This is a genomic window from Niastella sp. sgz303648, from assembly GCF_059587045.1.
The window spans coordinates 165,102-186,595 of sequence record NZ_JCAPSW010000017.1; the positions used below are offsets into that span (position 1 = coordinate 165,102).

Annotated in this window: 20 protein-coding genes; 14 read left to right on the top strand and 6 right to left on the bottom strand. The window is 41.7% G+C overall.

The features are described 5' to 3' along the window. Positions 1-247 precede the first annotated feature (247 nt). The 3 genes from AC59IL_RS32760 to AC59IL_RS32770 form a co-directional block, all read right to left on the bottom strand. Positions 248-1,105 (bottom strand): MBL fold metallo-hydrolase, encoded by an 858-nt coding sequence (locus AC59IL_RS32760; protein ID WP_496556471.1) that lies wholly within the window; start codon positions 1,103-1,105, stop codon positions 248-250. Positions 1,106-1,126: 21 nt separating this feature from the next. After that, positions 1,127-1,672, bottom strand: a complete 546-nt coding sequence (locus tag AC59IL_RS32765; protein ID WP_496556472.1) for a cysteine hydrolase family protein — start codon at positions 1,670-1,672, stop codon at positions 1,127-1,129. A gap of 106 nt (positions 1,673-1,778) precedes the next feature. Continuing rightward, positions 1,779-2,660, bottom strand: coding sequence for a methylated-DNA--[protein]-cysteine S-methyltransferase (locus AC59IL_RS32770; protein ID WP_496556473.1), 882 nt, complete (start codon positions 2,658-2,660; stop codon positions 1,779-1,781). Between the two features lie 171 nt (positions 2,661-2,831). Between AC59IL_RS32770 and AC59IL_RS32775 the strand changes: the two genes are divergently transcribed. The 11 genes from AC59IL_RS32775 to AC59IL_RS32825 all read left to right on the top strand — a co-directional run bounded on the left by AC59IL_RS32775 (position 2,832) and on the right by AC59IL_RS32825 (position 15,111). Next, complete coding sequence (locus tag AC59IL_RS32775) at positions 2,832-2,954, top strand: hypothetical protein (RefSeq protein ID WP_496556474.1); 123 nt, start codon at positions 2,832-2,834, stop codon at positions 2,952-2,954. A 112-nt stretch (positions 2,955-3,066) separates the two neighbouring features. Then, positions 3,067-4,809, top strand: a complete 1,743-nt coding sequence (locus tag AC59IL_RS32780; RefSeq protein WP_496556475.1) for an ABC transporter ATP-binding protein — start codon at positions 3,067-3,069, stop codon at positions 4,807-4,809. Then, positions 4,793-6,532, top strand: a complete 1,740-nt coding sequence (locus AC59IL_RS32785) for an ABC transporter ATP-binding protein (RefSeq protein ID WP_496556476.1) — start codon at positions 4,793-4,795, stop codon at positions 6,530-6,532. The genes AC59IL_RS32780 and AC59IL_RS32785 overlap by 17 nt, the downstream gene beginning before the upstream one ends. A 446-nt stretch (positions 6,533-6,978) precedes the next feature. Beyond that, a complete protein-coding gene (locus tag AC59IL_RS32790) occupies positions 6,979-9,225 on the top strand; it encodes a Nal1-like putative serine protease (protein ID WP_496556477.1) in 2,247 nt (748 codons plus the stop codon). A gap of 262 nt (positions 9,226-9,487) precedes the next feature. Further along, a complete protein-coding gene (locus AC59IL_RS32795) occupies positions 9,488-9,808 on the top strand; it encodes a hypothetical protein (RefSeq protein WP_496556478.1) in 321 nt (106 codons plus the stop codon). 385 nt (positions 9,809-10,193) lie between these two features. Beyond that, a complete protein-coding gene (gene tssD, locus AC59IL_RS32800; RefSeq protein WP_496556479.1) occupies positions 10,194-10,586 on the top strand; it encodes a type VI secretion system tube protein TssD in 393 nt (130 codons plus the stop codon). A 115-nt stretch (positions 10,587-10,701) separates the two neighbouring features. Continuing rightward, on the top strand, positions 10,702-12,354 hold the full coding sequence (locus AC59IL_RS32805) for a type VI secretion system Vgr family protein (protein WP_496556480.1): 1,653 nt from the start codon (positions 10,702-10,704) through the stop codon (positions 12,352-12,354). Positions 12,355-12,401: 47 nt separating this feature from the next. Continuing rightward, on the top strand, positions 12,402-13,268 hold the full coding sequence (locus tag AC59IL_RS32810; protein WP_496556481.1) for a M35 family metallo-endopeptidase: 867 nt from the start codon (positions 12,402-12,404) through the stop codon (positions 13,266-13,268). Positions 13,269-13,313: 45 nt separating this feature from the next. After that, positions 13,314-13,715 carry a hypothetical protein gene (locus AC59IL_RS32815; protein ID WP_496556482.1) on the top strand — a complete coding sequence of 134 codons (402 nt, stop codon included), beginning with the start codon at positions 13,314-13,316 and terminating at the stop codon, positions 13,713-13,715. A gap of 80 nt (positions 13,716-13,795) precedes the next feature. Then, a complete protein-coding gene (locus AC59IL_RS32820; RefSeq protein WP_496556483.1) occupies positions 13,796-14,665 on the top strand; it encodes a M35 family metallo-endopeptidase in 870 nt (289 codons plus the stop codon). A 44-nt stretch (positions 14,666-14,709) separates the two neighbouring features. Next, complete coding sequence (locus tag AC59IL_RS32825; protein WP_496556484.1) at positions 14,710-15,111, top strand: hypothetical protein; 402 nt, start codon at positions 14,710-14,712, stop codon at positions 15,109-15,111. Between the two features lie 56 nt (positions 15,112-15,167). On the opposite strand, the gene AC59IL_RS32830 is transcribed toward AC59IL_RS32825, so the two are convergent. Further along, positions 15,168-15,593, bottom strand: a complete 426-nt coding sequence (locus tag AC59IL_RS32830) for a response regulator (RefSeq protein ID WP_496556485.1) — start codon at positions 15,591-15,593, stop codon at positions 15,168-15,170. 689 nt (positions 15,594-16,282) lie between these two features. On the opposite strand from AC59IL_RS32830, the gene AC59IL_RS32835 reads away from it, so the two are divergent. Further along, positions 16,283-16,579, top strand: coding sequence for a hypothetical protein (locus AC59IL_RS32835; protein WP_496556486.1), 297 nt, complete (start codon positions 16,283-16,285; stop codon positions 16,577-16,579). A gap of 715 nt (positions 16,580-17,294) precedes the next feature. Here AC59IL_RS32835 and AC59IL_RS32840 read toward each other — a convergent pair. Then, positions 17,295-18,125 (bottom strand): universal stress protein, encoded by an 831-nt coding sequence (locus AC59IL_RS32840; protein WP_496556487.1) that lies wholly within the window; start codon positions 18,123-18,125, stop codon positions 17,295-17,297. A gap of 211 nt (positions 18,126-18,336) precedes the next feature. Here AC59IL_RS32840 and AC59IL_RS32845 point away from each other — a divergent pair, with 211 nt between their 5' ends. Together AC59IL_RS32845 and AC59IL_RS32850 are read left to right on the top strand one after the other, a co-directional pair. Beyond that, complete coding sequence (locus AC59IL_RS32845; RefSeq protein WP_496556488.1) at positions 18,337-19,038, top strand: hypothetical protein; 702 nt, start codon at positions 18,337-18,339, stop codon at positions 19,036-19,038. 468 nt (positions 19,039-19,506) lie between these two features. Further along, positions 19,507-20,106: an RNA polymerase sigma-70 factor gene (locus AC59IL_RS32850; RefSeq protein ID WP_496556489.1), complete on the top strand. Its 600-nt coding sequence runs from the start codon at positions 19,507-19,509 to the stop codon at positions 20,104-20,106. A gap of 99 nt (positions 20,107-20,205) precedes the next feature. On the opposite strand, the gene AC59IL_RS32855 is transcribed toward AC59IL_RS32850, so the two are convergent. After that, on the bottom strand, positions 20,206-21,243 hold the full coding sequence (locus AC59IL_RS32855) for a hypothetical protein (protein ID WP_496556490.1): 1,038 nt from the start codon (positions 21,241-21,243) through the stop codon (positions 20,206-20,208). Positions 21,244-21,494 lie beyond the last annotated feature (251 nt).

The window sequence follows — 21,494 nt, forward strand, 5'->3', positions numbered from 1 at the left end:
TTTGACCTGGTTTCGGAGGGTTAGGCATAATAAAATGGCCGGATTGTTGATTATGAGGTAAGCAAACGGCGCTGTACTTTTACATCATCAAACAACGGAGCAGCAGAGAAGAGAAAGAAAAAGAAGATGAAGAGCTCCAACCCGAAGCAAAGCTTCACCCAAAAAAGATTTTACGTTTTTTTTCATATGGCAAGCAATCGTTAGAGGTCGGCTGTTTCTACAGAGGACCTTTTTTTATTTCAGGCTACTACAGTTTTACATATTCCCCTTGCTTTAATAAAAGCGGCTTGACATTATGTTCTCCTGCAAATCGTAAAAAATTACCTTCAGGATCGGGCGTTTCAAAATAGTTTTCACCGGCACGGCCATAATGAATGGGGCAAACTGTTGCCGCATTGAGCAATTGGGATGCTACAACAGCTTGTTTAGGATCCATGACTGCAGGGATCCCCGTATCCCGTACATTCCCCTGGTTGATCCGGGCCGCATTGATCGGCATAAATGCAATGTCAAACGGTCCATATGCTATTGCAATATCCCGCCAGTATCCATGCCATAAGGTATCTCCACAATGAATGATCCTTTTTCCTCCTCCCTGAACCACCCACGATACCTGAGGATGTCCGAATCCATCTACCGCCGGAACAGGGATCGCTACCAAATCGCCAGTCCAGCGGGAAACGTCAACAGGTTGATAAAGCTTCACAGGCTGTGTTCTCAAATCCCGTGTATCGATCCATGGTATTGTATCCTCAAAACAATACAAACGGCTTCTTTTGTCGAAAACATTTCTGAGCGCAACAGCATCGTAGTGATCAGAATGATGATGAGTAATAAGCGCATGCTTATTTTCAGTCGTCGCCTCCGGTTTCATATCCCTGTACTCGTCGTAGGAAGTGGCATCGATAAATAGAGTGGTTGTGTCCAGCTCAATCTTAATCCCTGCCCAGGGAAGTCTTTGAATTTTCATTCCTGAATTATTTTTCTCTTCGCCCTTATCTGGCTTTTCATTCCTGTGTGCGATTTCGGTTGCTCCGGCGAGTGGTGACAGCAAGCCTGCTGATGCTGCTGAAACAGCGGACTTTATCAGTGTTCTTCGTTTCATCCCTTAATTTGCTTTATGTTTTTAGTGAACGTCATAAGCGCGTATAGTTGCACCCATATTCGCCAGTTGTAACAATGTGCTTCGACGAACTTCATCAGCAGTCAATTCTCCAAGTAATTCATGCTTCATGTCGCATGCACCTGTAGCATTTATGTCGAGGGAAACCTTCAGATCGAGCATAATGGCTTCCCTTGCGGTCGTTGACACGCAACCATGCGTATAAAAGCCAGTGATGAGCACCTCGTCAACACCCAATTTCTTAAGCCACTGACCGATATCAGAGCCGGTAAAAGCGCCATAGACATTCTTTTGAAATTCCTTTTCGAGTTCATTTCCCGAAAGGGGGCCTAAGCCGGAGTTGAATTCGGCGCCCCATGTGCCAGGAATAAAAGCAGGCGACTCATCGGGCTTGTTAAAATGCCTTACCCATGCTATCGGTGTTTTTGACATTCGCGCCACACCTGCGTGTTTTTTTATTACTTCAATTGCATTGAGATAATTTGGAACAGGTCTCTTTCCATTTTGAGAAAACTCATTTTGAGCGTCAATTACGATTAATGCCTGCATACAATTTTTGTTTATCGGTTATTATCAGCGCATCGGAGATGCCTGATTATAACGCGCAAGCTATAACCGCAATCTTTGGTCTGCAATCCAATTCTTGCTATTGTTATTATTCGAAGCGGTTCAACAATGCATTCTCCCAGCCAATCATTGTAAGTTTTCGAACTTTACCGAAATGATAATTGCCCATGGTTCCGTTCTTTGAGATGATACGATGACATGGGATCAGATAGAGGATGGTATTTGAACCAACGGCCGAGCCTACGGCTCTCGTTGAATGAGGCTGTTTGATGGCTTCTGCAATTTGTTGAAAGGATGCCACTGATCCGAAGGGAATCTTAACCAACGCTTCCCAAACCTTTATTTGAAAATCGGTCCCTTTCACCAACACCGTAAGGCTATCATGGTTGTGATGGGCCGCGTGATCGGAAGTTCCTGCCTGATGTTGGTATTTTTTAAATATTCGATTGATATAGCTTTGTGTGTAATCGGGTTTATGAACCAGCTTTGCCAGTTGCCATTGCCTGGAAAACATTTCAAACTCATTTCTGCTTTTTTCTTCATCGATAAACTTCAATGCACAGATGCCCTTTTCTGCAATAGCTATAAAACACATTCCAAAGGGCGAAGCATGGTACCCATAGAATATTTCCAGGTTCTTTCCTTCAGTTTTATACTGCTGCGGACTTACCCCTTCGATCTTCACAAACAGGTCATGTACTCTCGACTGGCTCGACAAACCGGCAAGCTCCGCCGCCTCCATCATGTTTTCGGTTTCTTTTATCTTATTCTTTAAATAATCCAGTGTGATATATTGCAGAAATTTCCTGGGGCTAATGCCTACCCAATCGGTAAAAACCCTTTGAAAATGGAAGGGGCTCATATATACCTTTCCGGCGATTTCATCCAGGTCGGGTTGGTCTTTAAAGCGTTGGGTTAAATAGCCGATCGCTTTTTCGATCCTGTAATAATTTACAATTTTATCAGACATTATTATCAAGCGCTATATACCTGATAGCTTTTTTCGTGAAATTAGATTTTCTGTGGAAAGCAAGCAATCCAAATATTGCTATTTTTTGACGAGCTTCATCAAAATGGCCCCACATGCACAAGAAATAAAATGAAGATTGAACCATGGTTATCCGAAATCTGTTAAAAAAGTTTGGCACGTACAGAAGCAGCCCCGAAAACATTACAAAGATCAGTAATTCATTTTAGCAGGCTGGATGTAAAAGCCCTGAAAGAAATTGTAGAATGGAAAAGAGATAAGGAAATATTGAAGTAAGTTTGCTGTAATCTAAAAAAAACAGGTTGTATACCAACCCTACGTCACTCCGGCTCGTCATACTACCGGAATCATTCATTATAGAAACGCAATAAAATCCCCGGGAATAAGCATGAAAACAAAAGGCAGCGCACCCGCTAAAAAGCCAAAGATATATGCGATGGTTTTCGGGTATAAAAAATTGATTGCGCTTTTAATTTTTTTTACCGTCAGCGCCAGCCTTTTGGGGTTGCTGATTCCAAAAATCATTGCAAGGGCGATCGACTCATATGTGCAGGCACATACGATCAAAGAACAACTATTGTGGCAATTTGCTATCATTACCTTTTTGGTATTTATTTTCACTTACCTGCAGTCGGTAGTACAATCCTATGCTTCAGAAATAGTGGCCAGAGATTTGCGGCAGCAGTTTGCAGAAAAGATCGCACAGCAGAATTATTCGTATGTGATGGAAGTATCCCCGGCCCGTTTGCTTACTAATCTTACTTCCGACGTTGATGCCATAAAATTGTTTGTAGGGATGGCTGTAGGTAACCTCATCTCTTCTTACTGTTTGATCATTGGCGCCAGCATGCTGTTATTGATCACCAACTGGAAGCTGGCCCTGCTGGTGCTTTTACTGGTATCTGTTATTTGGGTGGCCCGCTCTATTATTATGAAAAAGATCAGGAAATTTTTCAGGGAAGTACAGGGCATTATTGATTGGTTAAATAAAGTGATTAATGAAAGCATTCTGGGCGCCGCGCTTATTCGCGTATTGAATACCCGGCAACAGGAATACAATAAATTTATTGACGCCAATACAAAAGCCCGCAGCATTAGGTTAGCGATACTTAAATATTTATCAATTCTTATTCCTGTAATTTCTTTTGTTGCCAGCCTCAGTTCCATGCTCATCCTGCTTTTGGGCGGGCATTTTGTGATCACCGGCAGCATGTCGCTGGGCGATTTTTCTGCGTTTAACAGTTATTTAGCCATTATGATATTTCCCATTATCATGATTGGTTTTATGAGCAATATCATTGCACAGTCATCGGCTTCGTATGAACGCTTTTCTGCACTCTTATTGGCAGAAGGCCCTAAAAAAGCCGGAACAATGCCGGTTCAATTAACCGGACCGGTGCAGCTTTCAAATATTACCCTTCGGTTTGGCGAAAAGAAAGTGCTGAACGATATTTCACTATCGATACAACCCGGCACCAGAACAGCCATCATTGGCCCTACGGCAGCAGGGAAAACACAATTGTTGTATGTGTTGAGCGGTTTGGCACAACCGCAGGAAGGAAAGGTGCTGTATAATGGAGTACCTCTGGACGAAATCGACAGGCAATTGTTTCACCGGCAAATGGGCTTTGTATTTCAGGACAGTGTGATATTCAATTTGACCATCCGTGAAAATATCGCTTTCTCTGAAACCGTTACTTCGGAAGACCTGCATAAGGCCGTTCGGGCTGCGGAGTTGACCGATTTTATTGAATCGCTACCCAATCAGCTCGAAACGGTTATTTCGGAACGGGGGCTAAATTTATCGGGCGGTCAAAAGCAGCGCATTATGCTGGCCCGTGCACTGGCCCTGAACCCCAAAGTATTGTTGCTCGATGATTTTACGGCGCGGGTAGATGCCCATACTGAAAAAAGAATCCTTGAAAATGTAAGCACCCTGTATCCGGGAATCACGCTGATATCGGTTACTCAAAAGATCGCTTCTGTTACCGATTACGACCAGTGTGTATTGCTTATGGAAGGAGAAATTATTGCTACCGGAACGCATGCGCAATTATTGAAAAGCTCGCCTGAATATAATCAACTGTTCGAATCACAAAAGAGTACCAGCCAGTATGAAATACCAGCTTAATACGGGAACCACCAGACCCTTTGCGGCCCTGAAAAAGTTAATGCCCATTTTGAAAGGCGAGCGTAAGATCCTTTCTGTCGCTTTTCTGGCATTGATATGCAATACGCTTACTTCCCTGATAGTGCCGGTGATTATTGCCCATACTATCAATACATCTATTCTGCACAAAGATTATCCGGGTGTTGTAAGAGCATCCGTGGTGGTCTTTGCCTTGTACCTTGCAGGTTTTATTGCCAGCTATTTTCAAACCAGGTGGATGGGAACGGTGGGCCAGCACATACTGTTTTCGCTGCGCAACCAGTTGTTTTCAAAATTGCAGTCTCTGCCCGTTGCATTCTTCAGCCAGAACAAGGCAGGAGATCTGATATCGCGCATCAACAATGATACTGATAAACTGAACCAGTTTTTTTCACAGGGCTTGCTGCAATTCGTAGGTGCACTTTTTATGATGATCGGTGCAGCTGTTTTTATTCTGGCCGTGAATATAAAACTGGGGCTGGCAGCATTGGCGCCTGCAATGGTCGTGCTGCTTTTTACCCAACTCGCTTCGCCCTGGATCAAAAAAAGAAATGCAGCCAGCCTGCAGTCTGTAGGGAGTATGAGTGCCGAAATACAGGAAAGCCTTGACAATTTTAAAGTAGTAGTGGCATTCAACCGTCGTGATTATTTTAATAAACGATTTGCTGCGATCAATGAACAGAATTATCGCCGGGCGGTGGCAGCAGGTGTTGCCAATAATATATTTATTCCATCGTATGGGTTTGCAGGTAATGTGGCCCAGATCATCGTGCTTTTTTTTGGCATCTATCTGCTGGGGCAAGGACAGTTTACCATTGGATTTATGATCAGTTATTTCGTTTATCTATCCCGTTTTTATGATCCGATGCGGCAAATCGCGGGTGTGTGGCCTATTTTTCAGGTAGCCATGGCCGGTTGGGACCGCATTTCTGCTGTACTGGCTATGGAATCTGATATGCCGGTGCTGGCTTTGGAGCCGGCTAATGGAAAAGGATTGCTTGAGTTTCGCGATGTTTCGTTCAGCTATGACGATAAGGAAGTGCTTCAAAAAGTGAATTTTACATTAGAGCGGGGAAAAACTTATGCCTTTGTGGGACCTACCGGTGGCGGAAAAACCACCACCGCTTCACTGATAGCGCGTTTATACGACCCGGTAAGCGGACAGGTATTACTGGATGGGAAAGACATACGCACATACAAAACCGAAGAAAGAACGCAAAAGATCGGCTTTATTTTGCAGGAACCTTTTTTGTTTACCGGTACCCTGTACGATAATATCCTGTATGGTAATGAAATATACCAAAAATATAGTCCGGAACAGTTGAATGAAGTATTACAACAAAAGGGGCTGTTGCACATACTGGGGCGGTTCGACAAAGGATTAGAAACGCCTGTGTTGAGCAAGGGGGAGTCGATGAGCCTGGGGCAGCGGCAATTGATCGCTTTTGTACGGGCTTTGCTGCGCGAACCGGAATTGCTGATCCTGGATGAAGCCACTGCCAATATAGACACCGTAACCGAACAATTGCTGGGTGAAATACTGGATAAGCTTCCTGTTCAAACTACCCGGATAGTAATTGCCCACCGGCTGAATACCATTGAAAAAGCCGATGAGATATTCTTTGTAAATGCCGGGCAAATTATTCAGGCCGGCTCTTTTGATCATGCCATTAAGTTATTGATGGAAGGGAAGAGGGTGAGCTGAATTACAATACCAAAAAATGAAATGGGTTTACTGTTCATGTCATTTCAACTTTTGCGATCATCGTAAATGTCCATATAGCATTCATAGTCCTATTCAATTTCTTTTCTTATAACGGCTGCAGTATCATTAATGTCGCAAATCAAAATAATTTTTTGATTATATGCAAGGCGAGATGCCACGAAATAAACGTGAAAAATCACGTTTATTTTGTCATAAAAAATGCTTATATACTATTATCATTTGAGCCCACGCATAGAAGAGAGTGCATTAAAGCTGAGTGATAAAAAAGACTTCATGAGAAATTAACCGTACACTGTTTGTTAGGGTAAAAAATATTTTCTACATTAGTTGAGTATTTACTCCAATTTCTTGTAGAACTCCATCCCTGTGTTAGCAAATCTCCACTTTGTGATCGACTTTAATTCATTCATCTAAACGCTTCTTTTATGCCCCTTTACAAAACAGTAGAAGACAATACGTCTTTCTCACATCTTTCCATTAAAGATTTAGTGGAAGCCCGTGATACATTTCATGTGCATTTAATGAACAAAAGAAATGTGATTGCAACTGCAATAGGAAGGTACCGGATCAGAAAATCTGACTTCGATGAAAAAGGTGAATACCATCCAACTAAAGATTTCCCGAGACCTGTGCGAACCTTAGAGAACAGTATTGTGACAGATTTTTCGTGGCCCTGTGTACTGGTTTTTGTCAGAAAATGGGAAGATGAGGGCGAACTTATCCATGATGGGGCCAACAGTATAATCCCCAGAAGTATTTTTATGCCCGATGGCAGGGTTGTGCCTATTTGTGTAGTGGAATCTCCCAGATCGGAAGTTTCAGACATGATCGTTAATGAAGGTGATTTGAAATTCCCTAAAAACCTGGTCAGCGGTGGTTTTCCGTTAATAGTACACACTCAGGGCGAGCAGAGAATCGCATCTGTTGGATGCCTTGTAACTGACGGAAACAAAGTTTATGCTCTTACAAATAAACACGTTACCGGCAAAGAGGGAACCGAAATCTTTTCACGCCTGAATACCGTTGAAACGAGGATTGGCGTCAGTTCATCAAAACAATTAGGCAAGAATAAATTCATTGAGCTGTATCCCGGTTTTACAGGTAATAATCTTGTCGTAAACAGTGACGTAGGACTCATAGAAGTAGATGATTTAAACATGTGGAAGACTGAAGTTTTCGGACTCGGACAACTTAATGAATTAAAGGACCTCAATACCTTCAATCTTTCGCTTGATCTTATTACAAAAAAAGTATTTGCCTTTGGCGCCGTTTCACATGACCTGCAGGGTGAAATAGCAGGGCTGTTTTACAGGTATAAATCTGTTGGTGGCACTGAATACATCGCTGACTTCCTGCTCGCAGGACCCGGCGGACAGGATTTAAATACGCATCATGGCGATAGTGGAACACTTTGGTTGATAGAAGATGAAGATAGCGATAAGAACAAAATTCTGCGTCCTTTTGCTCTTCACTGGGGACAGCATGAATTCATGGATGGCGACAAAAAGAAAAAAAGAACATACGTACTTGCCACGAGCCTGAGCAACATCTGCAGGGAGCTGGATGTTGATCTGCTGCGGGGTTGGAATATCGACCAGGAATACACGTGGGGGAAAACCGGTCATTTTAAGATTGGTTCAAGAGCTTGTGATCTCGTCACGAATCAGGCATTACTTACCCTATTACAAAAAAATAAATTTAATATCGGTTACTCTGATGAAGACTTAAATAATCCCGGCGACCTGGTTAAAGGAGGCAGCGGAGAATTTACACCATTGTCTGATGTTGCCGATCTTGTTTGGCGACCACTGAAAGGCAATAAGGGAGTTGCCAGGGGTAATGATGAATCAAACCATTTCGCTGACATGGACGACCATTATAGAGATGTAATGGATAACTTAAGTTTATTAGACTTATGCTTTAGGCCTGACGGTTCAGTAAATGAGGATTTCGTTAACAAAGACAAATGGCTGGATTTTTACGGACAATTGGATGCTGTAAAACCTGAAACGGATAAAAATGGGGATCCGAGAAGAAGGCTTGGGGCATTACCGTTCAGGGTTTGGCAGATGTATGACATTATGGTAGAAGCGTTGAAAAAAGGGAAGGTAGATGAATTTATCTGCGCAGGCGGGACCATGTCGCATTACGTGGGAGACGCCTGCCAATGCCTGCATATCTCAGCTAAGCACCATGGTATTAAACCCGAAGATTACGATGTTCATGGAGATTATGAAGATAAAATGCTTACAAACAAAAACAACAGGGAGGAATTATTTGAAGGCCTTAATGCGTTTGATGCCACGGTCAATGACCCTGATCTCTTTGAGGGAGGGAAAGGCGCCGCAATTGCGGTTCTTGCATTAATGAAACAAACATTTGATAATCTTAGCCCTGATACCGTTATCAAAGAATGGAGAAAATCAGGTCGCGACATGGAAATACTCTGGAGTAAAGTCAAAGAAGCCACTATCGAAAATATCAATAACGGTTCTCTTACGATGGCTACGATCTGGCAGAGTGCCTGGGTTGAAGGAAACGGTGAACAAATTGCGCTCAGCAAGCTTGTTAAAGTAGACCAGGACAGACTAATGGAGTTATATACCGATAAAAGCTTTGTGCCTTCCTTCACTTTGGACAAGCTGAAGTTGAAAGAAGCAGAGCTGGTTTAAAGGCTAAGAGGTAACGTATCTATCTTAAGCAGGGGCTGTTGCGAGCACGCAATAGCCCTTTGATTGATGCAGGCACAGACTGCAAAGGCAAAGCAATTCGTTACGCTTTTGTTAGTTGCCAAAATCAGACCGTATATTCAATGGTAGTGGGTAATTTCTTAGAGATGGGCGCTATCGTTAGAGAAGCGGTAGAGATTGGTATGGGCTTTGACATATGAAGAAGCTCTTATTTAAATATGTGTATAAACTAAAATTATCGTAAATGGCCTATTCATCAACGACAGCAACTAATCTTATTGGCGCAGAAAGAACTGCTGACTTTCAATGCAATCATGTTGTAAATGAGGTGCTCACCGGTACTAAATATGGCAGATTAGCGGCGGATTATCTTAATTATGGAAAGGTTATTAATACTCCGGTAGCCGGCGCCGTAGTTGTAGGGCTTGACGGGAAACATGTAGGCATTTTTATAAGTTCTACTGAGTTTATTCATTCAAGTACCAGTAAGATGAAAGTAATCAAAGCCCCTTTGTCGCAACTGCCTTACGTTTTTCCTTTGGGATATCAATTTAGAATTGAATAATAAGCATGGATCGCTATTACAATAGAATTTACTATACTTTTCGCTTGGCCCCTTCTCCGACCCATAGACCGCAATGCTCTATTGGGTTTATGCGAGCCGGACTTTTTTATCCAACCATCCTGGAATTTTTCTTTCAAAAAATATTTGGTAACTGTATCAAATATTCGAATTATACATATATTTGATAGCACGATTTGCATCTTCGGTTAAGTTGTGATTTGCTTTTAATTTATTCAGTAGCTTAGCTATTACCCCAACCCGCATACCCAACCACTTCAGCACAAAGATATACAGCTTGTATGGTATAAACCATGCGGCGTCTACACACACATCACAAAGGCTCAGATTATTGGTATTATTAATTACAGGCGTTAAATTTTAAATCATGTCATTCATTGCCAGACTGCAACTGCAGGATGAAGAAGAAATGAGTGTGCTCCGCTGCGGCTATAAGTTTAATCAGCTGATCGATGTAACAGGCAAGCCTACTTCTATGCCACAGGGTGGAACCATTAATATGGTATTGGTAAGTAATAGTCATGCCGGTTTGTTTGACTGGATGATCAGTCCGTTACATACCAAAAGCGGAAAGATCACTTTTATCAGGTACGATACCATGAGCAAGTTAAAGATACTTGAATTTGAAAACGCACATTGTGTGGAGTATTACGAACTCTTCGATCAAATGGGCGAGCACCCCATGCAGTTGCAGTTAACCATCAGCGCCCATATTATAAAGTTGAACGATTCGGTGTTTAAGAATAACTGGCCCACGTAAGCTTCGCAAACGGTTGCAGGTTACAGGTTACAAGGTACAGGGAATACCTGTGGCCAGGAACATTGTGACCTGAAACGTGTAACCTGAAACCTGTAACCTGTAACATAAAAGATACATGTCACAATTAGTTGAAACAGAAATTGATATAGATGGCACTGTCATTAAAAAATTCTCGTCGCTGAACCTGAGCCAGGAAATGTTTGCGCATCATACATTTAAACTGGTATGTCCGGCAGAGGTGGTGGATGGCCAGTCGAATGAGTTGTTTACTGTATCGCGAAATCTTATAGGACTTCCGATACGTATAAAGGTGAAGTCTGAACAGGAAAAAGCATCCTTAGCGTTTTTAGGTGTAGTAACAAAAGTAGAAGCTGTTCGCCGCAATGGTCATACCGGTGATATTGTTATCAGCGGGTATAGTCCGACTATTTTGCTCGATAATGGTCCGCATTGTAAAACCTGGGAAAGAAAGGCCATTAAGAACATTATGCAGGATGTGCTAAAACAGTTTCCGCCCGGATTGCTGAAGTACAAAGTTGCCCCTTCGAGCCGCGAAACCATTGCCTACACGGTTCAATATAAAGAAACGGCCTGGCAGTTTATTAACCGTCTCGCAGGCGCTTATGGCGAATGGTTATATTACGACGGACAGAAATTATTGCTGGGCCTTTCGCAGACCGATAAAACCGAATTGCAATATGGTACCGAGATAAGTCGCTTTACCATGAGCATGCAGGTAAAGCCACCCAATATACACCTGCTGGCATATGATTATTTAAACCATGAGGTATATAATGGCGTATCACAAAATATTGCCGGATGTGCCGGTCTGGATGATCTGGGCAAACATGCTTTTGAAAAAAGCGAAGGGTTGTATACCGTTCAGCCAAAGCAGTGGCATAATCAATTTTTAAGAGATAAAAAGCAGCTCGACGAACTGGTGAACACCCGGGCCGCTATGCAAAACAGCGATGTGATACGGTTTAATGGTATCAGCGATATGCCCGGTATGCAGCCGGGCGCCATGATAACGGTAAAGGGCCAAAACATGTTCAATCAGCAGCGCGAGTTGTTTGGCGATTTTACGATTATCAGCATCGATCATTATTGCGATGGACAGGGCAATTACATCAATCATTTTACGGCTGTGCCTGCATCGGTGAAATTTCCGCCGGTAGCAGGATTTACCGAGCCCCGGTGTGAAACCCAAAGTGCATTGGTGGTAGATAATAATGATATAAAAGGATTAGGAAGGGTGCGGGTAAAATTTCACTGGATGAATGAAGAAGAGCGAACGCCCTGGTTGCGCATGACCATGCCGCATGCCGGAAATGGCAAAGGAATATTTATAATACCCGAAATTGGCGAAGAAGTAATAGTGGCGTTTGAGGGCGACAATGCCATCAAGCCCTATGTGATAGGCACCGTTTTTCATGGAAAAGCGAAAGCCGGTGTTGTTAGCAGCAGTAACGATATAAAGGCCATTCAAACCCGAAGCGGTAATAAAATTGTGATGAACGATCAGGAAGGAAGTATTCAGGTAGAAGATAAAGACGGCAATCATGTTAAAATGGATGGGGCGGGTAATATAAAGGTGATATCGAACAACTCGATGACATTCCAATGCGGTGATTCAAAAATTGAGATCAGGAAAGATGGTGTTATCAGCATTAGCGGAAAAAATATTGACATTACCGGAAGTTCCAAAACATCCATAAATGCCAGTGAAAAGGTTGCTGTAAAAAGCGACTTGATCACCCTCAATTAATGGTTGATGCTAACCATGTTAACCATCCATTTTGTAAATTTCATAGTTTGAGCAAACCGGCAGCACGAATAAGCGATACGCATGCCTGTCCGATGGTAACGCCGGGCTCGCCACCGGTACCTCATGAGGGCGGTCCCCTAATCGGTACAGGCTGCCAATCGGTATTAATAGGAGGCCTGCCGGCGGCCACAATTGGTGATGCCTGTATTTGCACCGGCGGACCGCCCGATTCCATCATTTCTGGAGCTGGCAGTGTGTTGATTGGAGGAAAAGCGGCGGTGAGGATGGGGGATAAGAGTGAGCATGGGGGGAATGTTACAAGTGGATGTATAACAGTGTTGATTGGGGGAGAGGCAGTTGAAATGCTTCACGGAAAACTGGTAAAGGCTTATGAAGAAGAGGAAGAATTCAAATGGCCGGAGGAAGAAGAAAGAACAAGAATAATTAATCAGGCGATTGCTGATTGTATTGGTCTGCTGATAAGGAAACTAAATCTGTTAAAGAAAAACGACTATAATACATTAGAGGAATTTAAGAAGTGGTTTGGGAGTGATGATGAGAAATCAAGGAAAGTAATTATGACGCGAATTCGGAGAGAAATAAGTTTCTTTAAAAAATTGAGTGAATCAGATTTTAAAAAGATAAGAGATGAAGACGGAAGGAGAAAATGGCTGGCATATATTATTGATGTGGATGAAACGCGCACTATCTATTTAGGAGATAAGTTTTGGAAGGCAGATTCAATTGGCAAAGATTCTAAAACAGGTGTATTAATACATGAGATGTCACACTTTAGTGATATTGGTGAAACGCGAGATTATATTTACGGAGAATATTGTCTTGATTTAGCACAAGATATTCCTGAAGAAGCATTGTTTAATGCTGATTCTTTCGAGTATTTTATTGAAACTTAGCTGTTCTTATTTAGAAATGATTTTCTGTTTTTTAACATCGAGGATATGATAAAAAAGTCAATTAGTATTCATTTGTCTATAGAACTTAAAGAAGATGTCATTATAGCACATTTGTTGTTTTCAAATGATGCAAATGAAGATATATATTTGGATACCTGGGCAATATTTGAAGGGAATGAAATGAGAAATAATTATTTTAATATTCTTGATGAAAATGGCAAAGAAGTTAAGTATATAGGAATGCTAATAAAGCGCATGTTCAATCGGGAAGACTTTATTCTTTTTCATGCTGGTGAAAAAATAGAAACCAGCATTGCTTTAAATGATGCTTATATGCTTGTAAAAGGGGAGAGGTATTCAATTAAATACTCAACCTACCACCCAGCCTCATTAGACGAAAGGGGAATAATGAAGCTGGAATCCAATCCTGTTGAAATTAATTATTGAGGATGTTAACTTCTCTGACCGAGGGATCACCGAACTCAATAAGTGTATAACATCAACCTCCAAACTATAAATTTCATAGTTTGCAAAAACCGGCAGCACGAATAAGCGATACGCATGCCTGCCCGATGGTAACGCCGGGCTCGCCACCGGTACCTCATGAGGGCGGTCCCATTACCGGTACAGGTTGCCAATCGGTATTAATAGGGGGCCTGCCGGCCGCCACTATCGGCGATGCCTGTATCTGCGCCGGCGGCCCGCCCGATTCCATCATTTCCGGAGCTGGCAGTGTGTTGATTGGGGGCAAAGCGGCGGTGAGGATGGGGGATAGGAGTGCGCATGGGGGGAATGTTACAAGTGGGTGTGTAACGGTGTTAATAGGTGGAGAGGCAGTTGAAATGCTTCACGGAAAACTGGTAAAGGTTTATGAGGAAGAGGAAGAATTCAAATGGCCTCCGGAAGAAGAACGAACAAGAATAATTAATCAGGCGATTGCTGATTGTATTGGCCTGCTGGTAAGGAAACTAAATCTGTTAAAGAAAAATGACTATAAAACATTAGAGGAGTTTAAAAAGTGGTTTGGAAGTGATGATGGGGAATCAAAAAAGGTAATATTAAAAAGGATTAGAAAAATAATAAAGGCTAGTAAAGGCTTGACGGAAAATAATTTTGCAATTATAGGTGATGAATCAGAGAGAAAGGATGACTTTGCTATTTCATACCATAAAGATAAAACTCATACATTTTTTTTGGGTGATAAATTTTGGAAGACAGGCACAGTGGGGAAGAATTCAAGACCAGGGGTATTAATTCATGAAATGTCACACTTTAAAGATATAGGTCGAACTGAAGATGCAATTTATGGAGAAATAGGATGTTTGAAGTTGGCTATTGGTGATCCCAATGGAGCGTTATACAATGCAGATTCGTTTGAATATTTTATAATAACATAATTTCAAAGCTTTAGAAAAGTGAACTAAAAAAATAAGCTAATTGTATGCAATCAAAGTTTATTGATATTCATTTGAGCGTGGAAGTAAAAGATCGGTTACTATTGGCGCAACTGTTATTTTATAACAATACAACTGATGTTGTGTATTTGGATAATCAGACTATTTGCTTAGATGGCAAGACACGAAGAAGTGTTTTTAATATCACTAATGAAAAAAATAAAAAGGTAGATTATACTGGAATGTTGGTAAACCGTGTTGTGGTTTCGGAAGATTTCATTCCACTTAAAGCCGGTGATAAAATAGAAACGAGTGTAGCATTAAATGAAGTGTATGAAATAATAAAAGGCCGTAAGTATACAATTCAATATTCAGTATATCATCCCAATTACATGGACGAGGGAGATCTTAATAAAATTGAATCCAATAAAGTTGAAATTATTTACTAATCAACCGTCCGCGTTAAGCCTTCAACCTTCAGCGTTCAGCATTTATCGTTCAGCCTTCAGCGTTTCACGTTCAGCGTCTCATCCAAACTAAACCCATGTAAAAACCTCGCTGTGGATATCATTTGATCAAAGCTTACGGGTTTTTTGATGAAATCAACCGCGCCCATTTTGAGGCATTTGTCTTTTTCTACCTCATACATCGATGTGGAGTGAATAATAACGGGAATATTTTTGTAACGTTTGTTCGATTTTAATTGAAGCAGGGTGTCTATGCCGCCAAGCACCGGCATATTCAGGTCGAGCACAATTAATGCCGGCAGACTATCATCTTCGGGTATGGCATTCAGATGGCTCATTACCTGAACGCCGTTCTCAACCATAAACAGATCTTCGAACGAGCCGATCTCCTTAAATGCAATGTCGATCAGAAAGCGATCTTCCTGGTCGTCATCCGCTATTAGGATATATGGTTTTCTGGTCATAGCATTTAATTAAAATCAGGCGAAATATAAATACCAATTGCTAACAATGCAATATATATAGTCAAAAAAATAATGCCAAATTATTAACACAGCACCCCTCTCAAAACACTTAGTCCATTTTTCCCATTGTTCGTTATCAAAGGTTTTTTAAAGCATCCATTTTCAACCGGTTATGCTTTTCATAAAAAACCGGCTAATGCCGGATTCTGCAGCAACAAATGCCTGTTTTTAAGTGGTTTTTCATCAGACGGATTTTTTCAGGTAATAGTTTAATTACACAGTACCGGATTGCCGGTTTTGCTGATATATAACACAGCGCCGGTTCAGATAATTACTATTAGAAAAGGGTATTTAATCGTTCGTTTTACTTCGGTACAGAAATGATTGGTAGCAGGAGTATGTAGTTAATACAAATTTAGGCCGATAAGTCTGTTTGGCAAAAACAAGAAACGCCGGATGACTGCCAAAAACTATATTTTTTTAAAAGCCATATATAGCATCTTCAATAATCAGTGTATTCTTTATAGTTAGATCATTATATATTTCCCTAAATGAAAAAGTTGTTTCCACCGGTTTCAGCTATTCGCTTTAGCATGATTATGCACCACATCTTTTATTTTCAAAACAGCAAACACCCTTTAGGAGATGGTGGTTATTAAATAACTTTGCATTAACTAATGTTAACTGTTATGAACGCTTATCCTGAGAATAATGGCTTCCCGCAAAAACCTTCTAAATATATTCATGCTGTAATAGAGGCAAAAAGTTTTATTATAAAAGCATACGAAAAACGACTTAAAAAACTCGATAAATACCTGAAGAACGGCCTCATTAATGAAGAGAAATATAAACAACTGCGCGGCGAGTTTGCCGACAATGCCGATGCATTATTACGAATCGAAATAAAAGACCAGAAAGATTATTCCTACATCCGTCTCATGGCTGTTTTTGATACCGCCGAAGCCATCGAATTTAAACTCGACTAACCATTTTTTCTTCCATTATACCGCCTGATCACAAACAGACATTTCGCTGACTATCATCATGCCGCCAGGCAGCTTTTGCATGTTATCTTTATGTCGAATTAACCCACGGTAGTTCAGTAAAAAAGAAGGATGTAATGAGTAATGACGGGCGTTACAAACCTTTAATTTCACTGAATCTTTAGCCGCAAACAGGGTTAAAGATCGATGCCGGTAGAATACTGCTATAAAAGTTACACATCCTACCCCCATCAAACGAGGCGGACTTAAACGGTCCGCCTCATTTTTTTAACAGGCGCCGGGCCCGAACTTTGTATATTTGATTTACACCCACATAAAAATTATGGCCGGTACCACCTTTATTTTGATGTGAAAGATTTTGATGAAAAAAAGATTACCTGTTCAAATTGCGGTTGGATTCCGACACCATCATCATCGATATGTATGGAATAGGAAAGTATATGTTGGTTAATTGTTCTAACTGCGATAAAGGAATACAAGGCATCGGGGCAACCAGGCATTAAGGCAACGAGCGAAGGCACAGGCAGCAAGGCACAAGAAACCCTCCTTCGCTAAAGCTTCGGCGGGCAAAGCAAGAAACAAGGCAAAGGAACAACCGCCGGCGTCACGCAGATAAATTTGTATTATTTTTTGATGTTTACAAACGGAACTCCGGCGGCGAAAATGAACTTACAACTTATAACTTACCACTTAATACTTATTTCAGCTCAGGTACTATCAGCAATGGAATATTGGTGGCAAACGTCATGGCGCGTGTGGTGCTGGTAATAAACCAACGTTCGAACAAAGTATGCTGATGCGCGATCATCGCCAGCATGGTTACATGCTTCGTTGCTGCAAATTCATTCAAAGTTTTCGGTACGTTATTGCCATACGGATAAACATATTCGGGCTGCAGTTTATTCACTGCATGGTTCAGCTTAAACGGACGGTTATGCATTTCAATAATTTCGTCGAATATATCTTTAACGATCCGCACCATATACAATTTTGAATGAAACCGGTTCGCAATTTCGCAAAGTGCATCTACCGCATGCGGATTTGTTTGCAGATTGATATCGGCATCCGTAGCCAGCGCAATCGCCTGGGGAGTAATAAAGGGCGCATCTTCGGGTATCACCAGCAATGGCACATTAATTTTTCCAACGAGTGCCGTAACGGTGCTGCCAAATAAACGGCGAATACCTTTGTTGTTTTTTTTCATGCCCGCAATTACTATATCGGGTTGCCATTTATTAATCGCTTCAATAATTACTTCACCCGCACGTCCCTGTGCATATTCGGTTTCAATATCAACAATGCCAACGGGATCGAGCAATTCTGCTTCTTCTTTTAATTCATGGTCCGCTGCTTCGGCCGGATCATCGGGCGTTACTGTTACCATCAGGTCACTTACCGGCACCGGTATAGGTTGAAAGGCATTTATTAAAACCAGCCTTGCATTAAATGTTTTGGCCAGTTCGGTAGCATATAAAGCTGCATTGTGAGAAGCTGCTGTAAAATCAACCGCAGCAAGAATGGTTTTCATAATTTAAAGTTTTCATCAAAGCTCAGAAATCATGCTTTTTTTTTGAGTGATCGTTGTCAGCAGCGAGTATGATATCTCCCCACACCCCTCTCCTTCAGGAGAGGGGCCGGGGGTGAGGTAGGAGAGGGGTGAGGGGAATCACTCTGTAATCTGAGCAAGATCATTTTATCGCTTTTTATAACAAATACCTTTGATTTCATAAACGATTTTTATGGATGCAAGGGATACTTATAAGATTCAACAGAAGTATTATTACGATTTTTCTTTTTTTCCCATACACGGGTTGAAAAAGCGGAACTATTTCATGTACAAAACATATTCTGCCAATAAAAGAAAAGTAACTGACGTATTCGATAGCATGCTCAACAGCGAAGTGGTTGATATCAATTGTATCATTGCCATTCGTAAAAAGATACTTAAAAGCAGTTTTCCTCAAACCGAAGCCGTGATCGATCAGCTGGCGCTTACATTGCATTCCGTTACCCGGCTGCCGCCCTCATTTCATCGCGACGAGGTATTATATTTAATGGGCACCATCCGCACCCTGCATCGTACATTGTTTAATTATGGCGAAGCGCAGCAAAAATTAACCGATGAAATGAAAAAGCTGTTAAGCAATAGTCGATTTACCACCGAATACCGAACCAGCGCCGAAGACATCGGCCATGTGATCGACATGCTGCAAAAGATGAACAAATCAATCACAGGCACCATAGATTGTTTTACCGGTTTCAAACGGCTGCAACCCGATAACAAGGCCGACCTGCCCGCCTATTGCGAGGTGCGCCAAAATATCATCGATCTGCTCGAAGGGTTAGAAAAACTACTGCATCTGCAACAGCTAACGTTATTACAATTACGGTCGTGGAAGAAGATCAGGACGCTGCATGAACAGCAGCAGGTTTTGAATTAAGAGCAGGAAGCAGGATACAAAGCAGGGCAACTGTACCGCAACATGGAAGAAGTTGCAGGTTACAAGTTTCATGGATCAAACGAGTTCTGTATTTCCCTGTAACCTGTAACCTGAAACTTGTAGCCGTGAACTGGTTTCAAGAATGAACAGCACATGTATTTCCCTGCAACCTGTAACCTGAGCCCTGTGCCCTGCAACCAGAATCCTGCAATTTGTAACCTCAAACGGGGTAATAGAGATAATTCTCCACATTCTTTAGTGAAAATACCTGCCCGGTTGTTTTAATGGTGCAGACCATTTACCGATTGATTTTTTTCTACTAACTTGTGCCCATTAACCGTTCTTTATCCTTCCCGGTTATGAACCTGTCCTGCATGTTGCGGCACTTCCTTTAAAAATGGGAAAGTAGCCCCCGGGGAATTGATAGCAACAGCATTATTCACCGTTATTTATTGTAAGGCTCTCCTCATGACGAATGAACATAAGGATCATATTGTTTTGCCCGGATTTAAGGAAGGCGATATCCGTGTATTTCAGCATGTTTTTGAGGAGTATTTTCCTGCCCTTTGTTATTTTGCCGAACGACTTATTGAAGATCGGGAAGAGGCTGAAGATATCGTATTGGATATTTTCACCAAACTATGGCAGCGGAAAGAGGGTTTCGAAACGCAGGAAAATATAAAGGCATTTTTATATATCAGCACCCGCAATACCTGTTTGAATTTTTTAAAATACCGGCAACGTAAAACCGAACAGAAAAAAGAACTGCAATACGTTACCGAAACCAATGCTCCCATGGGATTTGATTATGAGCTGATCAATGCCATGGTGATGCAGGAGATCAATAAACAGGTAGAAGAATTACCACCGCAATGCCGCCAGGTTTTTAAGCTCATCTTTTTTGAAAATTTGTCTGCAGTTGAAGTTGCGGCCCGCATGGGCATCTCACCCAAAACGGTACACAACCAAAAGCAAAAAGCTGTTCATTTCATCCGCTCCGAACTGCTCAAACGCAAACTCTTTATGATAGCCCTGTTTTTTCAGTGGATTATTGAAACGAAAGGATGAACTGGTTGCCGGTTACCGGGTCCCTGTTTCCTGTTCTCTGTTCTCCGTTCCGGATTCCCGGTATCCGGTAACTGGTAACAGGTAACTGGAGGTAGTTGTTTAAATAGCTGATGGACGGTAATATAATTCCCTCACTTTTTCTGGTGTAAAACCCAGTGAAAGACCAAGCGTTTCCAGAAAGTTTTTTAATTTTTTAAGGTTGGAAGGTCCCATTCCTTTAATTTTTTTTAGTGATGCCTCTTCAGTAAGCATACTTTCCCCGATAGTACGTACATGAATGCTATACAGGCAGCACCTGATGGTTTCGCTAAATTTAAATTGATGAAATTTCAGTCCCATAAGGTAAGGATAGTAAAAGTGCAGCAACACATTTTCTGAGGGGATATTAAAGGTTAAGGCGTGTACGTTTAACAGCCGCTCCATATCGTTTATTTGTTCGGCAGAAAGCGAGTATTTTTCCTGGATGTGCTCTTTGGTGTTAGACAGGCAATCACCAACTGTACAAATGGTAGCGCCGAGATCTATGATATTTCTTTGCAGCAGGGTATGAATATAATGTTCATACCAACCAAATGCCCGGTCGAGGTAAAGATTATACTCCTCCCTGAGGACAGTCCAGCCGATCCTGGTGTCATTTTGTATAAACCTGCCGGGTAAGATGCGCGGTTCCACGGATTCGGATGTTGGATGATGAATAGCGTTTAATTGTTTTTGCAAGGTATAATTTATGGCCCCCAGTTCATCGTTCCTTTGTAAAAGATAGAGTAGTGTTTGATGAAAATAGTGTGCTGAAGTTATTCTGTCAAAAAGTGTTTGCATGCTATCGCGACATAACTTTTCAGCAGCCTTTGGGGTTATTTTCCTTTCCGTGGCAATATCACTGAGCGTTTTGCCCTCCAGAATATCCTGCAGTAAATGGGATCCCCCCCGAACATAATTGAAAACATAATTTTTATCGCCGGTCAATTCATATAATCTGCTGCCGGTGGAGTGAGCAATTAATCGTCCGAGCTTTACCATTTCCTCGTAGTCAAAAAGTAATTGCTGCAGGTTCTCCTTAATACCCTCAATATAATGTTTGCTAAGTGATAATTCCCGGCCATCTGAATCCACGATGCGGGGATTATTAATGTCCATAGAGATAAGGTTTAATTTGTTTTAGGAATCAGGTTAAGTTATTACTTGCCATAATTTACGAAAAAATACTGGAATACCTCACATGCGTACCCGCTGCCAAACAGTTAAACCCGCTGGTTGCCGGTTGCCGGTTTCCTGTCCCCAGTTCCCAGTTCGCGGTATCCGGTAACTGGTATCCGGTAACTGGTATCCGGTAACAGGTACCTTGTATACCTTTCTTTACCACCTTCTTTACACCTTCTAAGTATTTG

Excerpts from the sequence above, each read along its gene's own strand:
- AC59IL_RS32760 (WP_496556471.1), bottom strand. The coding sequence starts at position 1,105 with ATGAAACGAAGAACACTGATAAAGTCCGCTGTTTCAGCAGCATCAGCA.
- AC59IL_RS32765 (WP_496556472.1), bottom strand. The coding sequence starts at position 1,672 with ATGCAGGCATTAATCGTAATTGACGCTCAAAATGAGTTTTCTCAAAAT.
- AC59IL_RS32770 (WP_496556473.1), bottom strand. The coding sequence starts at position 2,660 with ATGTCTGATAAAATTGTAAATTATTACAGGATCGAAAAAGCGATCGGC.
- AC59IL_RS32780 (WP_496556475.1), top strand. The coding sequence starts at position 3,067 with ATGAAAACAAAAGGCAGCGCACCCGCTAAAAAGCCAAAGATATATGCG.
- AC59IL_RS32785 (WP_496556476.1), top strand. The coding sequence starts at position 4,793 with ATGAAATACCAGCTTAATACGGGAACCACCAGACCCTTTGCGGCCCTG.
- AC59IL_RS32790 (WP_496556477.1), top strand. The coding sequence starts at position 6,979 with ATGCCCCTTTACAAAACAGTAGAAGACAATACGTCTTTCTCACATCTT.
- AC59IL_RS32795 (WP_496556478.1), top strand. The coding sequence starts at position 9,488 with ATGGCCTATTCATCAACGACAGCAACTAATCTTATTGGCGCAGAAAGA.
- tssD (WP_496556479.1), top strand. The coding sequence starts at position 10,194 with ATGTCATTCATTGCCAGACTGCAACTGCAGGATGAAGAAGAAATGAGT.
- AC59IL_RS32805 (WP_496556480.1), top strand. The coding sequence starts at position 10,702 with ATGTCACAATTAGTTGAAACAGAAATTGATATAGATGGCACTGTCATT.
- AC59IL_RS32815 (WP_496556482.1), top strand. The coding sequence starts at position 13,314 with ATGATAAAAAAGTCAATTAGTATTCATTTGTCTATAGAACTTAAAGAA.
- AC59IL_RS32825 (WP_496556484.1), top strand. The coding sequence starts at position 14,710 with ATGCAATCAAAGTTTATTGATATTCATTTGAGCGTGGAAGTAAAAGAT.
- AC59IL_RS32830 (WP_496556485.1), bottom strand. The coding sequence starts at position 15,593 with ATGACCAGAAAACCATATATCCTAATAGCGGATGACGACCAGGAAGAT.
- AC59IL_RS32835 (WP_496556486.1), top strand. The coding sequence starts at position 16,283 with ATGAACGCTTATCCTGAGAATAATGGCTTCCCGCAAAAACCTTCTAAA.
- AC59IL_RS32840 (WP_496556487.1), bottom strand. The coding sequence starts at position 18,125 with ATGAAAACCATTCTTGCTGCGGTTGATTTTACAGCAGCTTCTCACAAT.
- AC59IL_RS32845 (WP_496556488.1), top strand. The coding sequence starts at position 18,337 with ATGGATGCAAGGGATACTTATAAGATTCAACAGAAGTATTATTACGAT.
- AC59IL_RS32850 (WP_496556489.1), top strand. The coding sequence starts at position 19,507 with ATGACGAATGAACATAAGGATCATATTGTTTTGCCCGGATTTAAGGAA.
- AC59IL_RS32855 (WP_496556490.1), bottom strand. The coding sequence starts at position 21,243 with ATGGACATTAATAATCCCCGCATCGTGGATTCAGATGGCCGGGAATTA.